This window comes from Cyanobium sp. LEGE 06143 (genome assembly GCF_015207535.1).
GTDB lineage: Bacteria > Cyanobacteriota > Cyanobacteriia > PCC-6307 > Cyanobiaceae > NIES-981.
Genome location: NZ_JADEWP010000039.1, coordinates 1 through 15678, shown reverse-complemented (window position 1 = coordinate 15678; position 15678 = coordinate 1). Strand labels below are relative to the sequence as shown.

Annotated in this window: 16 protein-coding genes; 11 read left to right on the top strand and 5 right to left on the bottom strand. The window is 70.7% G+C overall.

What is annotated here, in order from left to right:
• Positions 1 to 68: 68 nt before the first annotated feature.
• Complete coding sequence (gene gcvH / locus IQ216_RS04585; protein WP_193814525.1) at positions 69 to 458, bottom strand: glycine cleavage system protein GcvH; 390 nt, start codon at positions 456 to 458, stop codon at positions 69 to 71.
• A 27-nt stretch (positions 459 to 485) separates the two neighbouring features.
• Positions 486 to 1745 (bottom strand): aminotransferase class I/II-fold pyridoxal phosphate-dependent enzyme, encoded by a 1260-nt coding sequence (locus IQ216_RS04580; RefSeq protein WP_193814524.1) that lies wholly within the window; start codon positions 1743 to 1745, stop codon positions 486 to 488.
• Between the two features lie 231 nt (positions 1746 to 1976).
• Between IQ216_RS04580 and IQ216_RS04575 the strand changes: the two genes are divergently transcribed.
• Complete coding sequence (locus IQ216_RS04575) at positions 1977 to 2840, top strand: acyl-CoA desaturase (protein WP_370561861.1); 864 nt, start codon at positions 1977 to 1979, stop codon at positions 2838 to 2840.
• 4 nt (positions 2841 to 2844) lie between these two features.
• Here IQ216_RS04575 and IQ216_RS04570 read toward each other — a convergent pair whose 3' ends face one another.
• Positions 2845 to 3627: a hypothetical protein gene (locus IQ216_RS04570; RefSeq protein ID WP_193814523.1), complete on the bottom strand. Its 783-nt coding sequence runs from the start codon at positions 3625 to 3627 to the stop codon at positions 2845 to 2847.
• 66 nt (positions 3628 to 3693) lie between these two features.
• Between IQ216_RS04570 and IQ216_RS04565 the strand changes: the two genes are divergently transcribed.
• The 8 genes from IQ216_RS04565 (at position 3694) to IQ216_RS04530 (ending at position 12521) form a co-directional block, all read left to right on the top strand.
• A complete protein-coding gene (locus tag IQ216_RS04565; RefSeq protein ID WP_193814522.1) occupies positions 3694 to 4671 on the top strand; it encodes a fatty acid desaturase in 978 nt (325 codons plus the stop codon).
• 56 nt (positions 4672 to 4727) lie between these two features.
• Positions 4728 to 5186, top strand: a complete 459-nt coding sequence (gene rplI, locus IQ216_RS04560) for a 50S ribosomal protein L9 (RefSeq protein WP_193814521.1) — start codon at positions 4728 to 4730, stop codon at positions 5184 to 5186.
• Positions 5187 to 5271: 85 nt separating this feature from the next.
• Positions 5272 to 6738 carry a replicative DNA helicase gene (gene dnaB / locus IQ216_RS04555; protein ID WP_193814520.1) on the top strand — a complete coding sequence of 489 codons (1467 nt, stop codon included), beginning with the start codon at positions 5272 to 5274 and terminating at the stop codon, positions 6736 to 6738.
• Positions 6738 to 7490: a hypothetical protein gene (locus tag IQ216_RS04550; RefSeq protein WP_193814519.1), complete on the top strand. Its 753-nt coding sequence runs from the start codon at positions 6738 to 6740 to the stop codon at positions 7488 to 7490. The genes dnaB and IQ216_RS04550 overlap by 1 nt, the downstream gene beginning before the upstream one ends.
• 33 nt (positions 7491 to 7523) lie before the next feature.
• Positions 7524 to 9461 (top strand): tRNA uridine-5-carboxymethylaminomethyl(34) synthesis enzyme MnmG, encoded by a 1938-nt coding sequence (mnmG, locus tag IQ216_RS04545; protein ID WP_370566603.1) that lies wholly within the window; start codon positions 7524 to 7526, stop codon positions 9459 to 9461.
• Between the two features lie 52 nt (positions 9462 to 9513).
• Positions 9514 to 10626, top strand: a complete 1113-nt coding sequence (locus IQ216_RS04540) for an S-(hydroxymethyl)glutathione dehydrogenase/class III alcohol dehydrogenase (protein ID WP_228007138.1) — start codon at positions 9514 to 9516, stop codon at positions 10624 to 10626.
• A gap of 22 nt (positions 10627 to 10648) precedes the next feature.
• A complete protein-coding gene (gene fghA / locus IQ216_RS04535; RefSeq protein ID WP_193814517.1) occupies positions 10649 to 11521 on the top strand; it encodes an S-formylglutathione hydrolase in 873 nt (290 codons plus the stop codon).
• 160 nt (positions 11522 to 11681) lie between these two features.
• Positions 11682 to 12521, top strand: a complete 840-nt coding sequence (locus IQ216_RS04530) for a hypothetical protein (protein ID WP_193814516.1) — start codon at positions 11682 to 11684, stop codon at positions 12519 to 12521.
• Here IQ216_RS04530 and IQ216_RS04525 read toward each other — a convergent pair.
• Positions 12505 to 13599, bottom strand: a complete 1095-nt coding sequence (locus tag IQ216_RS04525; RefSeq protein ID WP_193814515.1) for a glycosyltransferase family 4 protein — start codon at positions 13597 to 13599, stop codon at positions 12505 to 12507. The two genes, IQ216_RS04530 and IQ216_RS04525, sit on opposite strands and share 17 nt — an antisense overlap.
• A 56-nt stretch (positions 13600 to 13655) precedes the next feature.
• Here IQ216_RS04525 and IQ216_RS04520 point away from each other — a divergent pair, with 56 nt between their 5' ends.
• Together IQ216_RS04520 and IQ216_RS04515 are read left to right on the top strand one after the other, a co-directional pair.
• Positions 13656 to 14240, top strand: coding sequence for a chorismate lyase (locus IQ216_RS04520; protein ID WP_370566602.1), 585 nt, complete (start codon positions 13656 to 13658; stop codon positions 14238 to 14240).
• 265 nt (positions 14241 to 14505) lie between these two features.
• A complete protein-coding gene (locus IQ216_RS04515; protein WP_193814513.1) occupies positions 14506 to 15066 on the top strand; it encodes a hypothetical protein in 561 nt (186 codons plus the stop codon).
• On the opposite strand, the gene IQ216_RS04510 is transcribed toward IQ216_RS04515, so the two are convergent.
• Positions 14987 to 15508, bottom strand: a complete 522-nt coding sequence (locus tag IQ216_RS04510) for a DUF1269 domain-containing protein (protein ID WP_193814512.1) — start codon at positions 15506 to 15508, stop codon at positions 14987 to 14989. The genes IQ216_RS04515 and IQ216_RS04510 overlap by 80 nt on opposite strands.
• Between the last annotated feature and the right edge of the window lie 170 nt (positions 15509 to 15678).

Sequence of the window (15678 nt, the reverse complement as noted above, 5' to 3'; positions counted from 1 at the left end):
GGGCAGGGCTGCGGCATCGGCCTCAGCTGTCGACTGAGCTGCGGTGTTGATCAGCGATGAGGTCATGCTCAGTGACCCTCCACCTTGGCGGCGTAGGCCGTCGCCTCCAGCAGGTTCTCCAGCTGGGCCGGCTCGCTGGGCTGCAGCAGCAGCAGCCAGCCCTCGCCGTAGGGATCGTTCTGCAGTTCTTCGGGGCTGGCGATCACGGCCTCGTTGCGGGCCTGCACCACCCCGGAGATCGGAGCCAGCAGGTCTTCGACCGCCTTCACCGACTCGATGCTGCCGCAGCTCTGGCCCTGGGTGAGCGCATCCCCCACCGCAGGCAGTTCGACGAAGACGATGTCGCCGAGCTGGTCGATGGCGAAGGCGCTCAGGCCCAGACGCACGTTGTCGCCATCGGGGCGCACGTATTCGTGGCTGTCGGCATAGCGACAGTCGCTGGGATAGGAGAGCGCCATCGCACGCGGGGGGCAAGACAGTGCGCGTCAGTCTGGAGGACCATGCCCGGATTCGGCGAGGGCCGCCAGGGCCCGTTCCAGGGCGATGCGGGCATGGGCCCGGTGGGTACCGCCCTGGGCAAACAGCACATAGGGCTCCCGCAGCGGCGCATCGGCGGAGAACTCACTGGTGCTGCCGTCGATGAAGGTGCCGCCCGCCATCACCAGCTCACTGGCGTAGCCGGGCATCGGCGCCGGCACCGGATCCAGGTAGGCACCCACCGGGGAAGCGGCCTGAAAGGCGCGGCACACCGTGGCCAGCCGCTCGGGGCAGCCAAGCCGCACCGCCTGGATCACATCGCTGCGCGGTTCTCCGGGCCGCGGCTGGGTGGCATAGCCGAGGTCACTGAAGACCTGGGCCACCAGCTCGCTGCAGATCAGGGCCTCGGCCACCATCTGGGGCGCCAGAAACAGCCCCTGGAACAGCAGGCGGTTGAGGTCGAAGCTGGTGCCGCCCTCGGCGCCGATGCCCGGGGCGGTGAGCCGGCAGCAGGCCTGCTCCACCAGCTCGGCGCGGCCGGCCACGTAGCCGCCGGTGGGGGCGATCGTGCCGCCCAGGTTCTTGATCAGGGAGCCGGCGATCAGATCGGCCCCCACGGCGGTGGGTTCCTGCTCCTGCACCAGTTCGCCGTAGCAGTTGTCCACGAACACCACACAGCCGGGCTGGCGCCGCTTCACCCGCTCGGCCAGCTCGGCGATCGCCGTGATCGAGAGGGAGGGCCGCCAGCTGTAGCCGCAGCTGCGCTGGATCAGCACCATCCGCGTCGGTTCACCCAGGGCCAGGTCCACCGCCTCCAGATCCACCCGGCCGGCGGCGCTCAGAGGCACTTCGGCGTAGCGGATGCCGAACTCGGCCAGGGACCCCTGGCCCTGCCCGCGCAGGCCGATCACCTCCTCGAGGGTGTCGTAGGGGCGGCCCGTGAGGGAGAGCAGCCGATCCCCCGGCCGCAGCACGCCGAACAGGGCGGCGGCGATGGCGTGGGTGCCACTGACGAACTGCAGCCGCACGGCGGCGGCCTCGGCCTGCAGCACCCGCGCGAACACCCGATCGAGCACCTCGCGGCCCTGGTCGCCATGGCCGTAGCCGCTCACCGAGGCGAAGTGCTGCACCCCCACCCGCTCCGCCGCCAGAGCCGCCAGCACCCGCTCCAGTCGGGGCTGCACGCCGGCCGTGTGGCGCTCGGTGAAGGGGGCGATGCGGGCGCTGGCGCCATCGAGCTGGTCGCGGGCCCAGCAGGGGTTGGACATCGCTGGGGCCGGAGGGGCTCCCATGTTGCCCGTCTAGATTCCCGCCACTCGGGAGCCGGACACAGACGTCCAACGGCTTACGGCCTCCGCAGATCCCCAGACCGGCCGAGCCGGCCAGGGGGTGCACCGCCGCCGCACCGTCCACTCCCGCTCCCCACGCACTTGGTGATTCAGCTCGACCCCGCCCCGCTGTTGCCAGCCCCCTCGGCGAGCAGCCAGCAGGAGCGCCAGCTGCTGGCTGCCCTGCGCAGCCGCCGCAAGCCCCTGCCCCCCCGGCAACGGCGCTACAAGCTCGGCACCACCGGCTTCATGCTGGCCATGCACGTGGGGGCCGTGGTGGCCCTGCTGCCGAGGTTCTGGAGCTGGCAGGCCCTGGTGGCCCTGGCGTTCCTCTACTGGATGACCGTGCTGGGCGTGACGCTGGGCCTGCACCGGCTGGTGACCCACCGCAGTTTCAGTGCCCCCCTCTGGCTGGAGCGCACCCTGGTGCTGATGGGTGCCATGGCCTGCCAGAGCGGGCCGATCGAGTGGGTGGGCCTGCACCGCCACCACCACAAGTTCTCCGACCAGCCCAACGACCACCACGACGCCGGCCGCGGCCTCTGGTGGGCCCACAGCGGCTGGATGCTGCACCAGATCCCAGCCCTGGAGCACGTGGAGCGGCTCACCGGGGATCTGCAGCGCGACCCCTTCTACCGCTGGCTGGATCGCTGGTTCCTGCTGCTGCAGGCGCCCCTCGGCGTCGCCCTCTATGCCTATGGCGAGCTGGCCGGGGTGCACGGCGGCGGGCTGGGCCTGGTGCTCTGGGCCATCCCGCTGAGGCTGGTGCTCGTGTACCACGTGACCTGGCTGGTGAACTCCGCGACCCACGCCTTCGGCTACCGCAACTTCAACTGCCCCGACCGCTCGCGCAACTGCTGGTGGGTGGCGATCCTTACCTTCGGCGAGGGCTGGCACAACAACCACCACGCCTTCCCCCACTCGGCGCGCCACGGCCTGCGCTGGTTCGAGCTGGACATCACCTGGCAGCACATCCGCCTGCTGAGGGCCCTGGGCTGGGCGCGGCGCGTGCGGCTGGCCCACTACCGCCCCTGAGGGATCAGAGGCCGCCCAGCTGCTGGCGGATCGCCGCGCCAAGGTCAGCCTCGCCAGGGTCGGGCGCCAGGCCGCCGAGGCCCCGGGCCCGCTGACGCAGCAGATCGAGAAAGCGGGCCGGGCTGAGGTGCTGCTCCTCCACACCGCCCAGGGCCGCCAGGGTGCGGCGCAGGTCAGGCAGTTCGGCATCAAGCTCGGCGGCGCTGTAGTCGCACTGGCCGGCGATCACCGCAGCAAAGCGCTCCCGCCGCGAGCGCTTGCTCACCGGATAGGCCGCCAGCACCGTGTCGCGGCACAGCCGCCAGGGGTGGCCGGCGGTGAGCAGCTCAGCCAGGGCGGCACTCAGGATCAGGGCCTCGCCCTCGGCAATGCGCAGGTCGAAGGCAGCCGGGGGATGGCGCAGACCCACGAACACCTCCAGCAGCTCGCCGGGCCCGAGCACCGCCTCGCCCGGCTCCTGCACCGGCAGGGCCGAGGCCTGCAGGTCGGCCAGCAGTGAGGGCTGGTCGGCGAGCTGCTGCCGCAGCGACTCGGAGAGGGTGCCATCCACCACCTCGGCGGCCAGCAACTGGTTGATGCGCCCCAGGGCCAGGAACACCTCCGGCCCCGGGGAGGCGAGCTTGCCGTTGCGCAACATCGAGAGCTGGGAATTGTGCACGCGGCCGAGATCGAGGGCCTCGGCCAGGGCGGGCAGCACGCGGTGGCTCCAGCCATTGCGGCCGTGCCAGAGGCGAACGAGATGGGCAAAGGCCACCCGCCCGGCCGCGAGGTCGTCCCGGTAACCCACTGCGAAGTCTTGCGATCAGGATTCGTATTGCTACCATCTTAGCCAGTGATCAGGAGTCGGTCCGTTATGACCGCAACAGCCTCCAGCCGAGCCCGTCCCCGTCCCAGTGCCCGCAGCACCCGGCAGCCCGCCCGGATCAGCGGCGGCACCAGGGGACTGCTGCGGGCCGAGGCCCTGCGCCAACCCCGCAGCGGCGCAGCCGCGCCCCAGAGCGAACCGGGCATCAACTGGACCATCGTGGCCTACATGGGCGCGCTCCATGCGCTCGCCATCGTGGCCCTGCTGCCCCGCTTCTGGAGCCTGCCCGCCGTGGCCAGCTTCCTGGTGCTCTATTGGGTCACGGCCTGCCTCGGCGTCACCGTTGGCTACCACCGCCTGCTGAGCCACCGCTCCTTCCGCGTGCCCCACTGGCTGGAGCGCTTCTTCGCCACCTGCGGCGCCCTCAGCTGCCAGCACGGCCCGATCGACTGGGTGGGCCTGCACCGCCACCACCACAAGTTCTCCGACACCGACGTCGACCACCACAGCAGCCTCAAGGGCTTCTGGTGGAGCCACATGGGCTGGATGTTCGAGACCGTTCCCGCCATGGCCGCGGTGCCCCGCCTCACCGGTGATCTGGCCCGTGACCCCTACTACCGCTGGCTGAACAACTGGTTCCTGCTGCTGCAGCTGCCCCTGGCCGGCCTGCTGTTCTGGATCGGCACGGTCACCGGTGCCGGCGGCTGGGCCCTGGTGCTCTGGGGCATCCCGCTGCGCCTGGTGGTGGTCTACCACTGCACCTGGCTGGTCAACTCGGCCACCCACTGCTGGGGGAAGGTGTCCCATGACAGCGGCGACCAGTCCCGCAACAACGTGTGGGTGGCCGCGCTCACCTTCGGTGAGGGCTGGCACAACAACCACCACGCCTTCCCCCACTCGGCGCGCCATGGCTTCGGCCGCCAGCTCGACCTCACCTGGCAGCACATCCGGCTGATGCGTCGGCTGGGCCTGGCCAGGCAGGTGCGTCTCCCCGCCATCGCGGCCAGGCCCAGCCTGAGGGCCTGAGCCCGTCACGTAGGCTGCTGGATCGGCTCGCGATCAGACTTCTCTCTCCTTTTCCCATGGCCAAGCGCGTTCAAGTCGTTCTCAGCGAAGACGTCCTCAGCCTGGGCAAGGGGGGCGATCTGGTGGACGTGGCCCCCGGCTACGCCCGTAATTTCCTGCTCCCCACCGGCAAGGCTGTTGCCCTCACCCGAGCCGTGCTGCGGCAGGTGGAGGCCCGCCGGGCCAAGGAGGCCGAGCGCCAGGCGGCCCTGCGGGCCGAAGCCGAGGCCTTCCGCACCGCCCTGGCCACGATCGGCCGCTTCACCGTGAAGAAGCAGACCGGCGGCGATGACGTGCTGTTCGGCACCGTGACCAACGGCGACGTGGCCGAGGCGATCGAAGCCGCCACCAAGAAGGATGTGGACCGCCGCGACATCACGGTGCCCGATATCCACCGCACCGGCTCCTACAAGGTGCACGTGAAGCTGCACCCCGAGGTGACGGCCGAGATCAACCTCGAAGTGATCAGCCACTGAGCGCGCGGTCGGCTCAGGCCAGAATGGGCGCCCACCGCCGCCAGCACCCCAGGGACTGGCCGGCCTCCCAGCGGGACATCCAGCTATGGTGAGCCTGCCGCTTTCAGAGCGCGAGCCCGACGGTCATCAAGGCGCCGAGGCCAACCGCGATCCCTCTGACGGGCAGAGTGACATCGCGCCGGTGCGGCCCGCCCAGCGGCGGGGACGGTTGCGGGATGAGGCCAGCTTCGAGGCCCTGCCCGACTCCGTGCCCCCCCAGAACCTGGAGGCGGAAGAGGCGGTGCTGGGGGGCGTGCTGCTCGATCCCGACGCCATCAGCCGGGTCGCGGATGTGCTCCAGCCGGAGGCCTTCTATCTGGGGGCCCACCGGGAGATCTACCGCACCGCCCTGATGCTGCACAGCCAGGGCAAGCCCACCGACCTCACCGCCATGACCGCCTGGCTGGCGGACACCGGCCTGCTGGAGAAGGTGGGCGGCAGCAGCCGCCTGGTGGAGCTGGTGGAGCGCACCATGTCCACCGCTTCGATCGACCAGGTGGCCCGCCTGGTGATGGACAAGTTCCTGAGGCGCCGGCTGATCCGCTCCGGCAACGAGGTGATCCAGCTCGGCTTCGATCAGGGCAAGCCGATGGACCAGGTGCTCGATGAGGCCGAGCAGAAGATCTTCGCGATCAGCCAGGAGAAACCCAGCCAAGGCCTCACCCCCACCGCCGAGATCCTCACCAGCACCTTCAACGAGATCGAGAGCCGCTCGCTGGGCACCTCGGTGGCGGGCATCCCGGTGAACTTCTACGACCTGGACGCCATCACCCAGGGACTGCAGCGCAGCGATCTGATCATCGTGGCCGGCCGCCCGGCCATGGGCAAGACCTCGATCGTGCTCAACATCGCCAAGAACGTGGCCCAGCTGCACCAGCTGCCGGTGTGTGTGTTCAGCCTGGAGATGAGCAAGGAGCAGCTCACCTACCGGCTGCTGTCGATGGAGGTGGGCATCGAGAGCGGCCGGCTGCGCACCGGCCGGCTGCAGCAGGAGGAGTGGCCCATGCTCGGCCAGGGCATCAACAGCCTCGGCCAGCTGCCCCTGTTCATCGACGACAAACCCAATGCAGGCGTGCTGGAGATGCGTTCGCTCTGCCGCCGCTTGATGGCGGAATCGGGCAAGGAGCTGGGCCTGATCGTGATCGACTACCTGCAGCTGATGGAGGGCTCCACCCCCGACAACCGGGTGCAGGAGCTCTCCCGGATCACCCGGGGCCTCAAGGGCATGGCCCGGGAGCTCAACGTGCCGGTGATGGCCCTCTCCCAGCTCAGCCGGGGCGTGGAATCCCGCACCAACAAGCGGCCGATGCTGAGCGACCTGCGCGAATCGGGCTCGATCGAGCAGGACGCCGATCTGGTGCTGATGATCTACCGCGACGAGTACTACAACCCCGAAACCGCCGACCGGGGCATCACCGAGGTGATCGTGACCAAGCACCGCAACGGCCCGGTGGGCACGGTGAAGCTGCTGTTCGAACCTCAGTTCACCCGCTTCCGCAACCTGGCCGCCTGATGGGGCTGCAGGTGTTCACGGTGCTCACCGGCCGCAGCTACGGGCCCCACTACGCCGAGCGGCTGCAGCGCATGCTGAAGCGGCACCTGAGGGCACCCCACAGCCTCACGGTGCTGTGTGACGCGGCCAACCGTCCGGCCCTGGCCAGCCTCGGCCTGCAGCACCGGCAGCTGGAGCCCCTGGGCCTGCACGGCTTCTGCAGCAAGATCCAGCTCTTCAATGCCGCGATCACCGGCGAGACGCCCTTTCTCTTCTTCGATGTGACCCTGGTGGTGCGCGCCGGCCTCGAGCCGCTGCTGCGGATCGGCGCGGCCGATCCGGCCCCGCTGATCGGCGTGCGCGACTGGAGCTACCCCACCCTCAACTCCTGCGTGATGCAGCTGCGGCCGGGAGCGGCCACGGCCCGGGTGTGGCAGGCCTACCTGGACGGGGAGGACCACGGCACCCCAGGCCCCAATCAGAACTTCATCTACCGGGCGCTGCAGTGCCACTGCCCTGGAGCGCTGGCCACCTGGCCCGAGGGGCTGGTGGCCTCCTACCGGGGCCTGCGCAAGCTAGCCCGCCACGATGCCGCCGCCGCCGAGCGGGCCCGCCAGGCGGCCTGCGTGCTCAAGTTCCACGGGCGGCCCCGCCCCCACGAGGTGCTGCGCCCCTGGCGCCATCCCAGCCAGACCGTGCTCAAGCATCCGCTCCGCCCCGATCTGTGGCGCTTCCTGGCGGAGGACATCACTGACCACTGGCTGCTGAGCTGAACAGCGGGGGCGTCCATACTCAAGGCTGTGCTGATGTCAAGGCCCGGGCCGACCATGACCCTCTCCCCCACCGAAACCTTCGACGTGATCGTCGTGGGCGGCGGCCATGCGGGCTGCGAGGCGGCGATCACGGCGGCACGGCTGGGCCTGAACACGGCCCTGTTCAGCCTCAACCTCGACCGCATCGCCTGGCAGCCCTGCAACCCGGCCGTGGGCGGGGCGGCCAAGAGCCAGCTGGTGCATGAGGTGGATGCCCTCGGCGGCGTGATCGGTCGTCTGGCCGACGCCACCGCCCTGCAGAAACGGGTGCTCAACGCCAGCCGCGGTCCGGCCGTCTGGGCCCTGCGGGCCCAGACTGACAAGCGCCAGTACGCCCGCCAGATGCTGCAGCTGCTGCAGCACACCCCGAACCTGTCGCTGCGCGAGGCGATGGTGACGGGGCTGGAGCTGGACGGCAGGCCGGGTGAAGGCGGCCGCATCAGCGGCGTGCGCACCTACTTCGGCAGCGTCTATGCCGCCCCGGCCGTGGTGCTCACCACCGGCACCTTCCTGGGCGGCCAGATCTGGGTGGGCAACCAGTCGATGAGCGCCGGCCGGGCCGGCGAGCAGGCCGCCGAGGGGCTCACCGAGGCATTGCAGGCCCTGGGCTTCCGCACTGGCCGCCTCAAGACGGGCACGCCGGCCCGGGTGGACCGGCGCAGCATCGCCCTCGACCAGCTGGAGGAGCAGCCCAGCGACGCGGCCGATCGCTTCTTCTCCTTCGATCCGGCGGCCTGGGTGAGCGGCGAGCCGATGAGCTGCCACCTCACCCGCACCACGGCGGCCACCCACCAGCTGATCCGCGACAATCTGCACCTCACGCCGATCTACGGCGGCTTTCTCGACAGCAAGGGGCCCCGCTACTGCCCCTCGATCGAGGACAAGATCGTGCGCTTTGAAGGCAAGCAGAGCCACCAGATCTTCCTGGAGCCCGAGGGCCGCGACACGCCCGAGATCTACGTGCAGGGCTTCTCCACCGGCCTGCCGGAGCGGCTGCAGCTGGACCTGCTGCGCACCCTGCCGGGCCTGGAGCAGTGCGTGATGCTGCGGCCGGCCTACGCCGTGGACTACGACTACCTGCCCGCCACCCAGCTCAAACCCTCGCTGGAAACCAAACGGATCGCCGGCCTGTTCAGCGCCGGCCAGCTCAACGGCACCACCGGCTACGAGGAGGCCGCCGCCCAGGGCCTGGTGGCGGGACTCAATGCCGCCCGCCTGGTGCGGGGCGAGGCAGCGGTGCACTTCCCCCGCGAGGGCAGCTACATCGGCACCCTGATCGACGACCTGATCACCAAGGATCTGCGCGAGCCCTACCGGGTGCTCACCAGCCGCAGTGAATACCGCCTGGTGCTGCGCGGCGACAACGCCGACCGGCGCCTGACGCCGCTGGGCCGGGAGCTGGGGCTGGTCGATGACCGCCGCTGGCAGATCTACAGCGCCAAGCAGGAGGCGATCGAGGCGGAGAAGCAACGGCTGGCCGCCGTGCGGCTCAAGGTGAGCGATCCCGCCGCCGCAGCCGTGGAGGCCCAGACCGGCGCCCCGATCCGCGGCTCGATCACCCTGGCCGACCTGCTGCGCCGCTCCGGCTTCCACAGCGCCGACCTGGTGGCCCATGGCCTGGCGGATCCGGCCCTGCCCCTCGAGGTGCGCGAGGGCGCCGAGATCGACATCAAATACAGCGGCTACCTGGCCCGCCAGCAGCAGCAGATCGACCAGGCCAAGAAACAGACCCACCGGCCCCTGCCCCCAGACCTCGACTACAGCGCCATCGGCACCCTCTCCCATGAGGCCCGCGAGAAACTCAGCGCCGTGCAGCCCCTCACCCTCGGCCAGGCCGGGCGGGTTCCCGGGGTGAGTCCGGCCGACATCACGGCCCTGATGCTGTGGCTGGAGCTGCGCAAGCGCCGTGAGGCCCAGCCCCTGGGCGCCTGAGCCGCCGCGCCCTCCGGCCAAGGCTGAGGATGAGCACAGCCGCCCTGAGCCGATGATCCGCAGCCGAGCCGCCGTGGCCTGGGCCCCCGGCCAGCCCCTGGAGATCACCGAGGTGGACGTGGCGCCGCCCCAGGCGGGCGAGTTGCTGCTGCGCCTGGTGGCCACGGGGGTGTGCCACACCGATGCCTACACACTCTCAGGCGCCGATCCCGAAGGGCTGTTCCCGGCGATCCTCGGCCACGAGGGCGGCGGCGTGGTGGAGGCAGTGGGCGCAGGCGTGAGCTCCGTGGCCGTGGGCGACCACGTGATCCCGCTCTACACCCCTGAATGCCGCCAGTGCCGCTTCTGCCTCTCGGGCAAGACCAACCTCTGCCAGGCGATCCGCAGCACCCAGGGCCGGGGGGTGATGCCCGATGGCAGCAGCCGCTTCTCGAAGGACGGCCGCATGCTGCACCACTACATGGGCACCTCCACCTTCTCCGAGTACACGGTGCTGCCGGAGATCGCCGTGGCGAAGATCAACAAGGCGGCAGCGCTCGAGAAGGTGTGCCTGCTGGGCTGCGGGGTGACCACCGGCATCGGCGCTGTGCTCAACACCGCCAAGGTGGAGCGCGGCAGCACGGTGGCGGTGTTCGGCCTGGGCGGCATCGGCCTGGCGGTGGTGATCGGGGCGGTGATGGCCGGGGCCTCCAGGATCATCGGCATCGACCTCAACCCGGCCAAGTTCGCCATCGCCCAGCAGCTCGGCGCCACCGAGTGCCTCAATCCCCGCGATCACGACGCCCCGATTCAGCAGGTGCTGATCGATCGCACCGATGGCGGTGTGGATTACTCCTTTGAGTGCATCGGCAATGTGGATGTGATGCGGGCCGCCCTGGAGGCCTGTCACAAGGGCTGGGGGGAATCCACGATCATCGGGGTGGCCGGAGCCGGCCAGGAGATCAGCACCCGGCCGTTCCAGCTGGTGACCGGGCGGGTCTGGCGCGGTTCGGCCTTCGGCGGCGTGCGGGGCCGCACCGAGCTGCCGCTCTATGTGGAGAAGGCCCAGCGGGGGGAGATCCCCCTCGACAGCTTCATCACCCACACCATGGGGCTGGAGGAGATCAACCGGGCCTTCGAGCTGATGCACGCCGGCAAGAGCATCCGCAGCGTGATTCACTTCTGAGCGCCACCCCAAGGCTTCTCCCGTGGCCCAGCTCGAACTGCTCAGAGACCAGCGCTGCTTCGGCGGCTCCCAGCGCCGCTACCGGCACCACTCCGGGCAGCTGAACTGCTCGATGCTGCTGGGGGTGTTCCTGCCCCCCGCGGCCCTGGCCGGTGAAAGGGTGCCGGCCGTGTACTGGCTGTCGGGCCTCACCTGCACCGATGAGAACGCCAGCCAGAAGGCGGGAGCCCAGCGGCGGGCGGCTGAGCTCGGCCTTGCCCTGGTGATGCCGGACACCAGCCCCCGCGGGCCTGAGGTGCCGAGCGACCCGGATGGCGGCTGGGATTTCGGCCACGGCGCCGGCTTCTATGTGGATGCCACCGAGGCGCCCTGGAGCCACCACTACCGCATGCACAGCTACGTGGTGCAGGAACTGCCGGAACTGCTGGAGGCGGCCTTGCCGCTGAGCGAGCGCCGCAGCCTCTGTGGCCACTCGATGGGGGGCCATGGCGCCCTGGTGGCGGTGCTGCGGCATCCGGGCCGCTACTGCGCGGTGTCGGCCTTCGCCCCGATCGCCCACCCCTGCGCCTGTGGCTGGGGCCAGAAGGCCTTCGGCCACCTGCTGGGGCCCGATCCCAGCACCTGGCAGGCCTGGGATGCCACCGCCCTGCTGCGCTCGGGTGCGCGGGCGATCGGACCGGACCAGACTGCACCGCTGCCGATCCTGGTAGACCAGGGCCTGGCCGATCCCTTCCTGGACGACCAGCTGCATCCGGAGGCCCTGGCCGAGGCGGCGGCAGCCGCGGGCCAGCCCCTGCAGCTGCGCCGCCAGCAGGGCTATGACCACAGCTATTTCTGCATTGCCAGCTTCATCGCCGACCACCTGCAACACCACGCCCGCGCTCTGCGGTGCTGAACCGCCGGCTGGGGCGCCAGCCCAGGCCCGCTGCTGGCCGGGTTGCAATCCTTAAAAGAAAATGGGTTTACTGTCGTCTGAAATATCGACGGCGGGCGTGAGTCAAGGCAGGGGCATCTGCACCTCAAGGGCCTATTGGGAACTGCGGGCTGAGCAGGTCATGAACCGGGTCTTCTCACCGGAGATGGCGATCGAGGTGGAGGTCTTTGATCCGCCCTCCGCTCCGCCGCCACCACCTGCTCCCCCGGCGCCGGGCCCCAGAACAGCGGCCAGCCCAGCGGCCACGCCTGGCGCCCGACGCACCGTGCCCAGAGCCCAGGCCAGAACACGAGCGCACCCCGCTGTGGGTCAATCGCCACCATCGGCCCTGGTGCTGGCCAGCGTGAGCCTGGGCATCACCACCGTGGCTGGCCTTGGCCTCGTGGCGCTGCAGCTGCGCAGCCAGGACCAGCAGGCCATCCGCCAGGAACGCAACCTGCTGATGATGGAACGGCTGCGCGCCATGGGCCCGGCCTCGCCCGATCCCGCGGCCTCCAGCGGCAACACCATCCAGGCCGGAGCCGCAGCTGGGGGCCTCGAAGCCCTGGCGGCTGCAGAGAATGCTTTGCCGCCACCGCCGCCAGCGGAACCCTGGATGCAGGAGCTGGCCACCTTGCCGCCCAGCAGCGCACCACCGGCCCGGGTGCTCAAGGTGCCGATGAACGGCAGCGTCGGCCGCTCGGCCCCGCCGGCTGGGCCGAGCGGGGCCCAACCCAGGCCTGGCGGCAGCACTGGCAGCGGCGGATCCGGGGGCGGCCCGGCACCGCAGCTGATTGGGGTGGTGCAGGCCCCGGGCCACGGCGGCTCGGCCATTTTTCAGGTGGGCAGCACCTCCACCAGCGCGGAGGTGGGGGAAACCATCGGCGCCTCGGGCTGGAAGCTGCACTCCGCCAACGCGGATAGTGCCGTGATCGAGCGAAACGGCGAACAGCGCCTGATCAGCATCAGCAGCGGCGGCTGATCGGCGCCCTCGCCTGAGCGGCACCCTCCAGCAGCTGCCGGTAGAGGCCGTTGATCGCGCCGGCTTCGGCCTCGAGGGAATGGCGGGCCAGGGCGCGGCGCCGCGCCCGCCGGCCCATGGCCCGCAGCTCGCCGGGCTGATCGAGCAGCAGGGCCAACGCCTCGGTGAGCGAGGCGAGGTTGCCGGTCTGGAAGCGGCGGCCCACCTCCCCATCCACCAGCTCCGGCCAGGCTCCCGCCTCCGAGGTGAGCACCGCGCAGCCGCAGGCCATGGCCTCCAGGGGCGTCAGCCCGAAGCCCTCCCGGCGCGAGGCCGCCACGCAGAGACACACGCGCCGGTACCAGTCCCGCACGGCGAGGCGGTCGAGGTCGCCGAGGAAGCGGATGCGCCGCTCCAGGCCGGCGGCGGCAATGCGCCGCTGCAAGCCGGCCAGGAACTCCCGCTCAGCGGGGCGCGCCAGGCCGGTGAACACGGCCCCATAAACGGGGCGATCGGGCAGCAGGGTGATCAGGGCCTCCACCACCAGGTCCACCCCCTTGCTGGCGCGGATCCGCCCGAAACAGCCGATCAGCGCCGGGGGATCGGGATCCGCTGCCCCGCCCTCACCGCCTGGGGCGGCGGGCGCCGGGCAGTAGAAGGCCGTGTCCACCCCATGGGGAATGGTGGCGCTGACGCACCCCGGGGGCAGGAACCCGGCCGAGCGGCCTGAGGTGGCGATCACCGCGTCGCAGCGGCGGATCAGCCGGCGCAGCACAGGACCCGGCGGCTTGGGGGCCGCCGAGGTGAACAGCACCACCCAGGGCTGGCGCAGCCCCTCCCGCAGCAGCAGACCCACCAGGATCTCCAGGTCACGGCGGGCATGCCAGACGCGGCGGGCCGCCCCTGGCGGCGGCCGCCAACCCTGCAGGAGCAGGTCGGCCGACGCCATGCCGGCCTCCAGGCCCAGCTGGCCCCAGTCGATCAGGCCGATGGCCAGCTGGCGGCGCTGCAGCGGCACCAGGGCCCGCACCGTGGCGGACACGCCGGTGTAGCGGCGATGGAGATTGGCGACCACCACCGGCGGCAGCAGCTGGGTCATGGCCGCGGCCCGCCAGGCGTGATTTCTAGGGTACGGAGGGACGATCGAGGATTCCGATGCCGGTGATGGCCCCAGCCCCCTCCCCGCAGGCCATCTGGCAGACCAGCCTGATCGGGGGGGCCCTGAGCCCTGGCTGCGGCGGCGATCTCGCCGGGCCCTGGCGCTTGCTGCTGCTCGGCGATGGCAGCCCCACCCGACACCTGGAGGCCCTGACCGGCCTGCCCCTGGAGATCGAACTGATCGCCATGGGCCTGCAGCAGCCAGGCGATGGCGCCATGCCGCCGCCGGAGGTGGAGGAGCTGGCGGAACCCCTGATCCGGCGCCAGGTGTGGCTGCGCTGCGGCCCTGACACCCTGGCCTGGGCCGAGAGCTGGTGGAACCATGACCAGGCCCAGGAGCATCTGCAGCGCCGGGACCAGCCGATCTGGCGCAGCCTCACCAGCAACCGCGCCGAGCTGTTCCGCGAGGTGGATGGACTGGCCCGGGTGGAGGCCCCCTGGCTGGCCCAGCGCTTTGGCCGCGAAGGTCCCTTCTGGAGCCGCCACTACCGCTTCTTCCGCGGCGGCCAGCCCCTCACCGTGATCCGGGAGGTGTTCTCCCCCGATCTGGAGCGCTGGCTGGGCCCAGCCGTCGTGCTTTGACAGCCGCTTTCAGGGCAGGCCTGCGGTCACCAAAAGCCGCGAAAACCACACCGGAGGGACGGCCTGGCCCCCAGGGCCAGAGAGGGGAGGCAGCGTCCTGAAACCACGGCTCGCAGGGGTTTGGTGGCAGCAGCGCCGCCGCCGGCCAGCCAAGAGTTGCAGTGTATAGATTGATGAAGTCTGTAACACTGGGCTACGCAGATCGCTTGACGAATTGACGGGAACCGGTGCGCGGTGATCATTGGGGCTGATCAGATCGAGGCCGATGGCCCTTACTCCCCTCCACCTGCGTCCCCGGGCACCGCTGCAGCAGCGGAAATCAAGCGAGCCAAAGCAGGCCGACTGGCTGAGCCTCACCGAACTGGGCCGGCTGTTCGGCATCTCGGCCGTGCTCTGCGGCCGCCAGCTCAGCGCAGCGGGCCTGCGCCAGCCCAATGGGGCCCCCAGCCGCCAGGCCCTGCACCAGGGGCTGGCCCTGCTGCCTCATCCCCGGGGCCATCACCGTTCTGCCCTGTGGCAGCGCCAGGGCTGCAGTGCGGTCCTGGAGGGTCAGGGGATGAGGCCGATGCTGCCCAACCGCCTGGTGACCCTCTGGGCCGACCTGTTGGAAGCCCTGATGCTGGGCTCCGAGGCAATCACCACCTCGGCGGAGGAGATGGCCAGCGACGTGCCCACGGAGCTGGTGAGCTCCGTGAACCAGGAGCTGCAGCAGCGGGGCAGTGGCTTCCGCGTGGCCCTGGCGGGCCTCAGCCGAGCCGCAAGGCCTCGGCCTGTTGGCGTGCCTTCTCCAGCAGATCACGCAGCTGATCTTCGTCGGTGTGGCTGAGGTTGGTGCGCAGCAGGCGGGCATGGGGGGCGTGGGTCCTCAGGCGCTCGATCACCCGGTCAGGGCTCGCCTCGCGCACCAGCAGGCAGAGGGCGGCGGTACCGGGGGGCAGGGTTTCCCCCAGCTCCCGCATGAAATCGTCGTTGATGCCGACATCAGAGAGGGAGCCTGAGGCGGCGCCGACGCCGGCCCCCACGGCCGCTCCCAGCAGGGGATTGAGGAACAGCAGCCCCACCAGGGTGCCCCAGAAGCCGCCGCCGAGGGCGCCGGCGGCGGTGAGGTTGAGGGCCTGGCGCAGGTGCACCTGTCCGTCGTTGTCGTGATCGACCACCACGGCATCCTCAAGGGCGATCAGTTGCTCGCGCTGGATCGTCACCAGTTCGCGCCGCACGGCTTCGGCTTCCTCGATCTTGGGGAAGCCCACCACCACCAGGCTGCTCATGAGGGGGTCGCAACAGTTCTCCAGGCTACTCAGTAGACCGGCGCCGGCTTGAGCGGGGCAGGGAGCGCCCCGGCGCCGCAGGGGCCTTGGCGGCTGGCCGTTGCCGCTCCGTGGGCCCCGCCGCCGTCTCCGGACGGGAGGTGAGGGGGCGCTGCCAGCGGGGCAGGGCG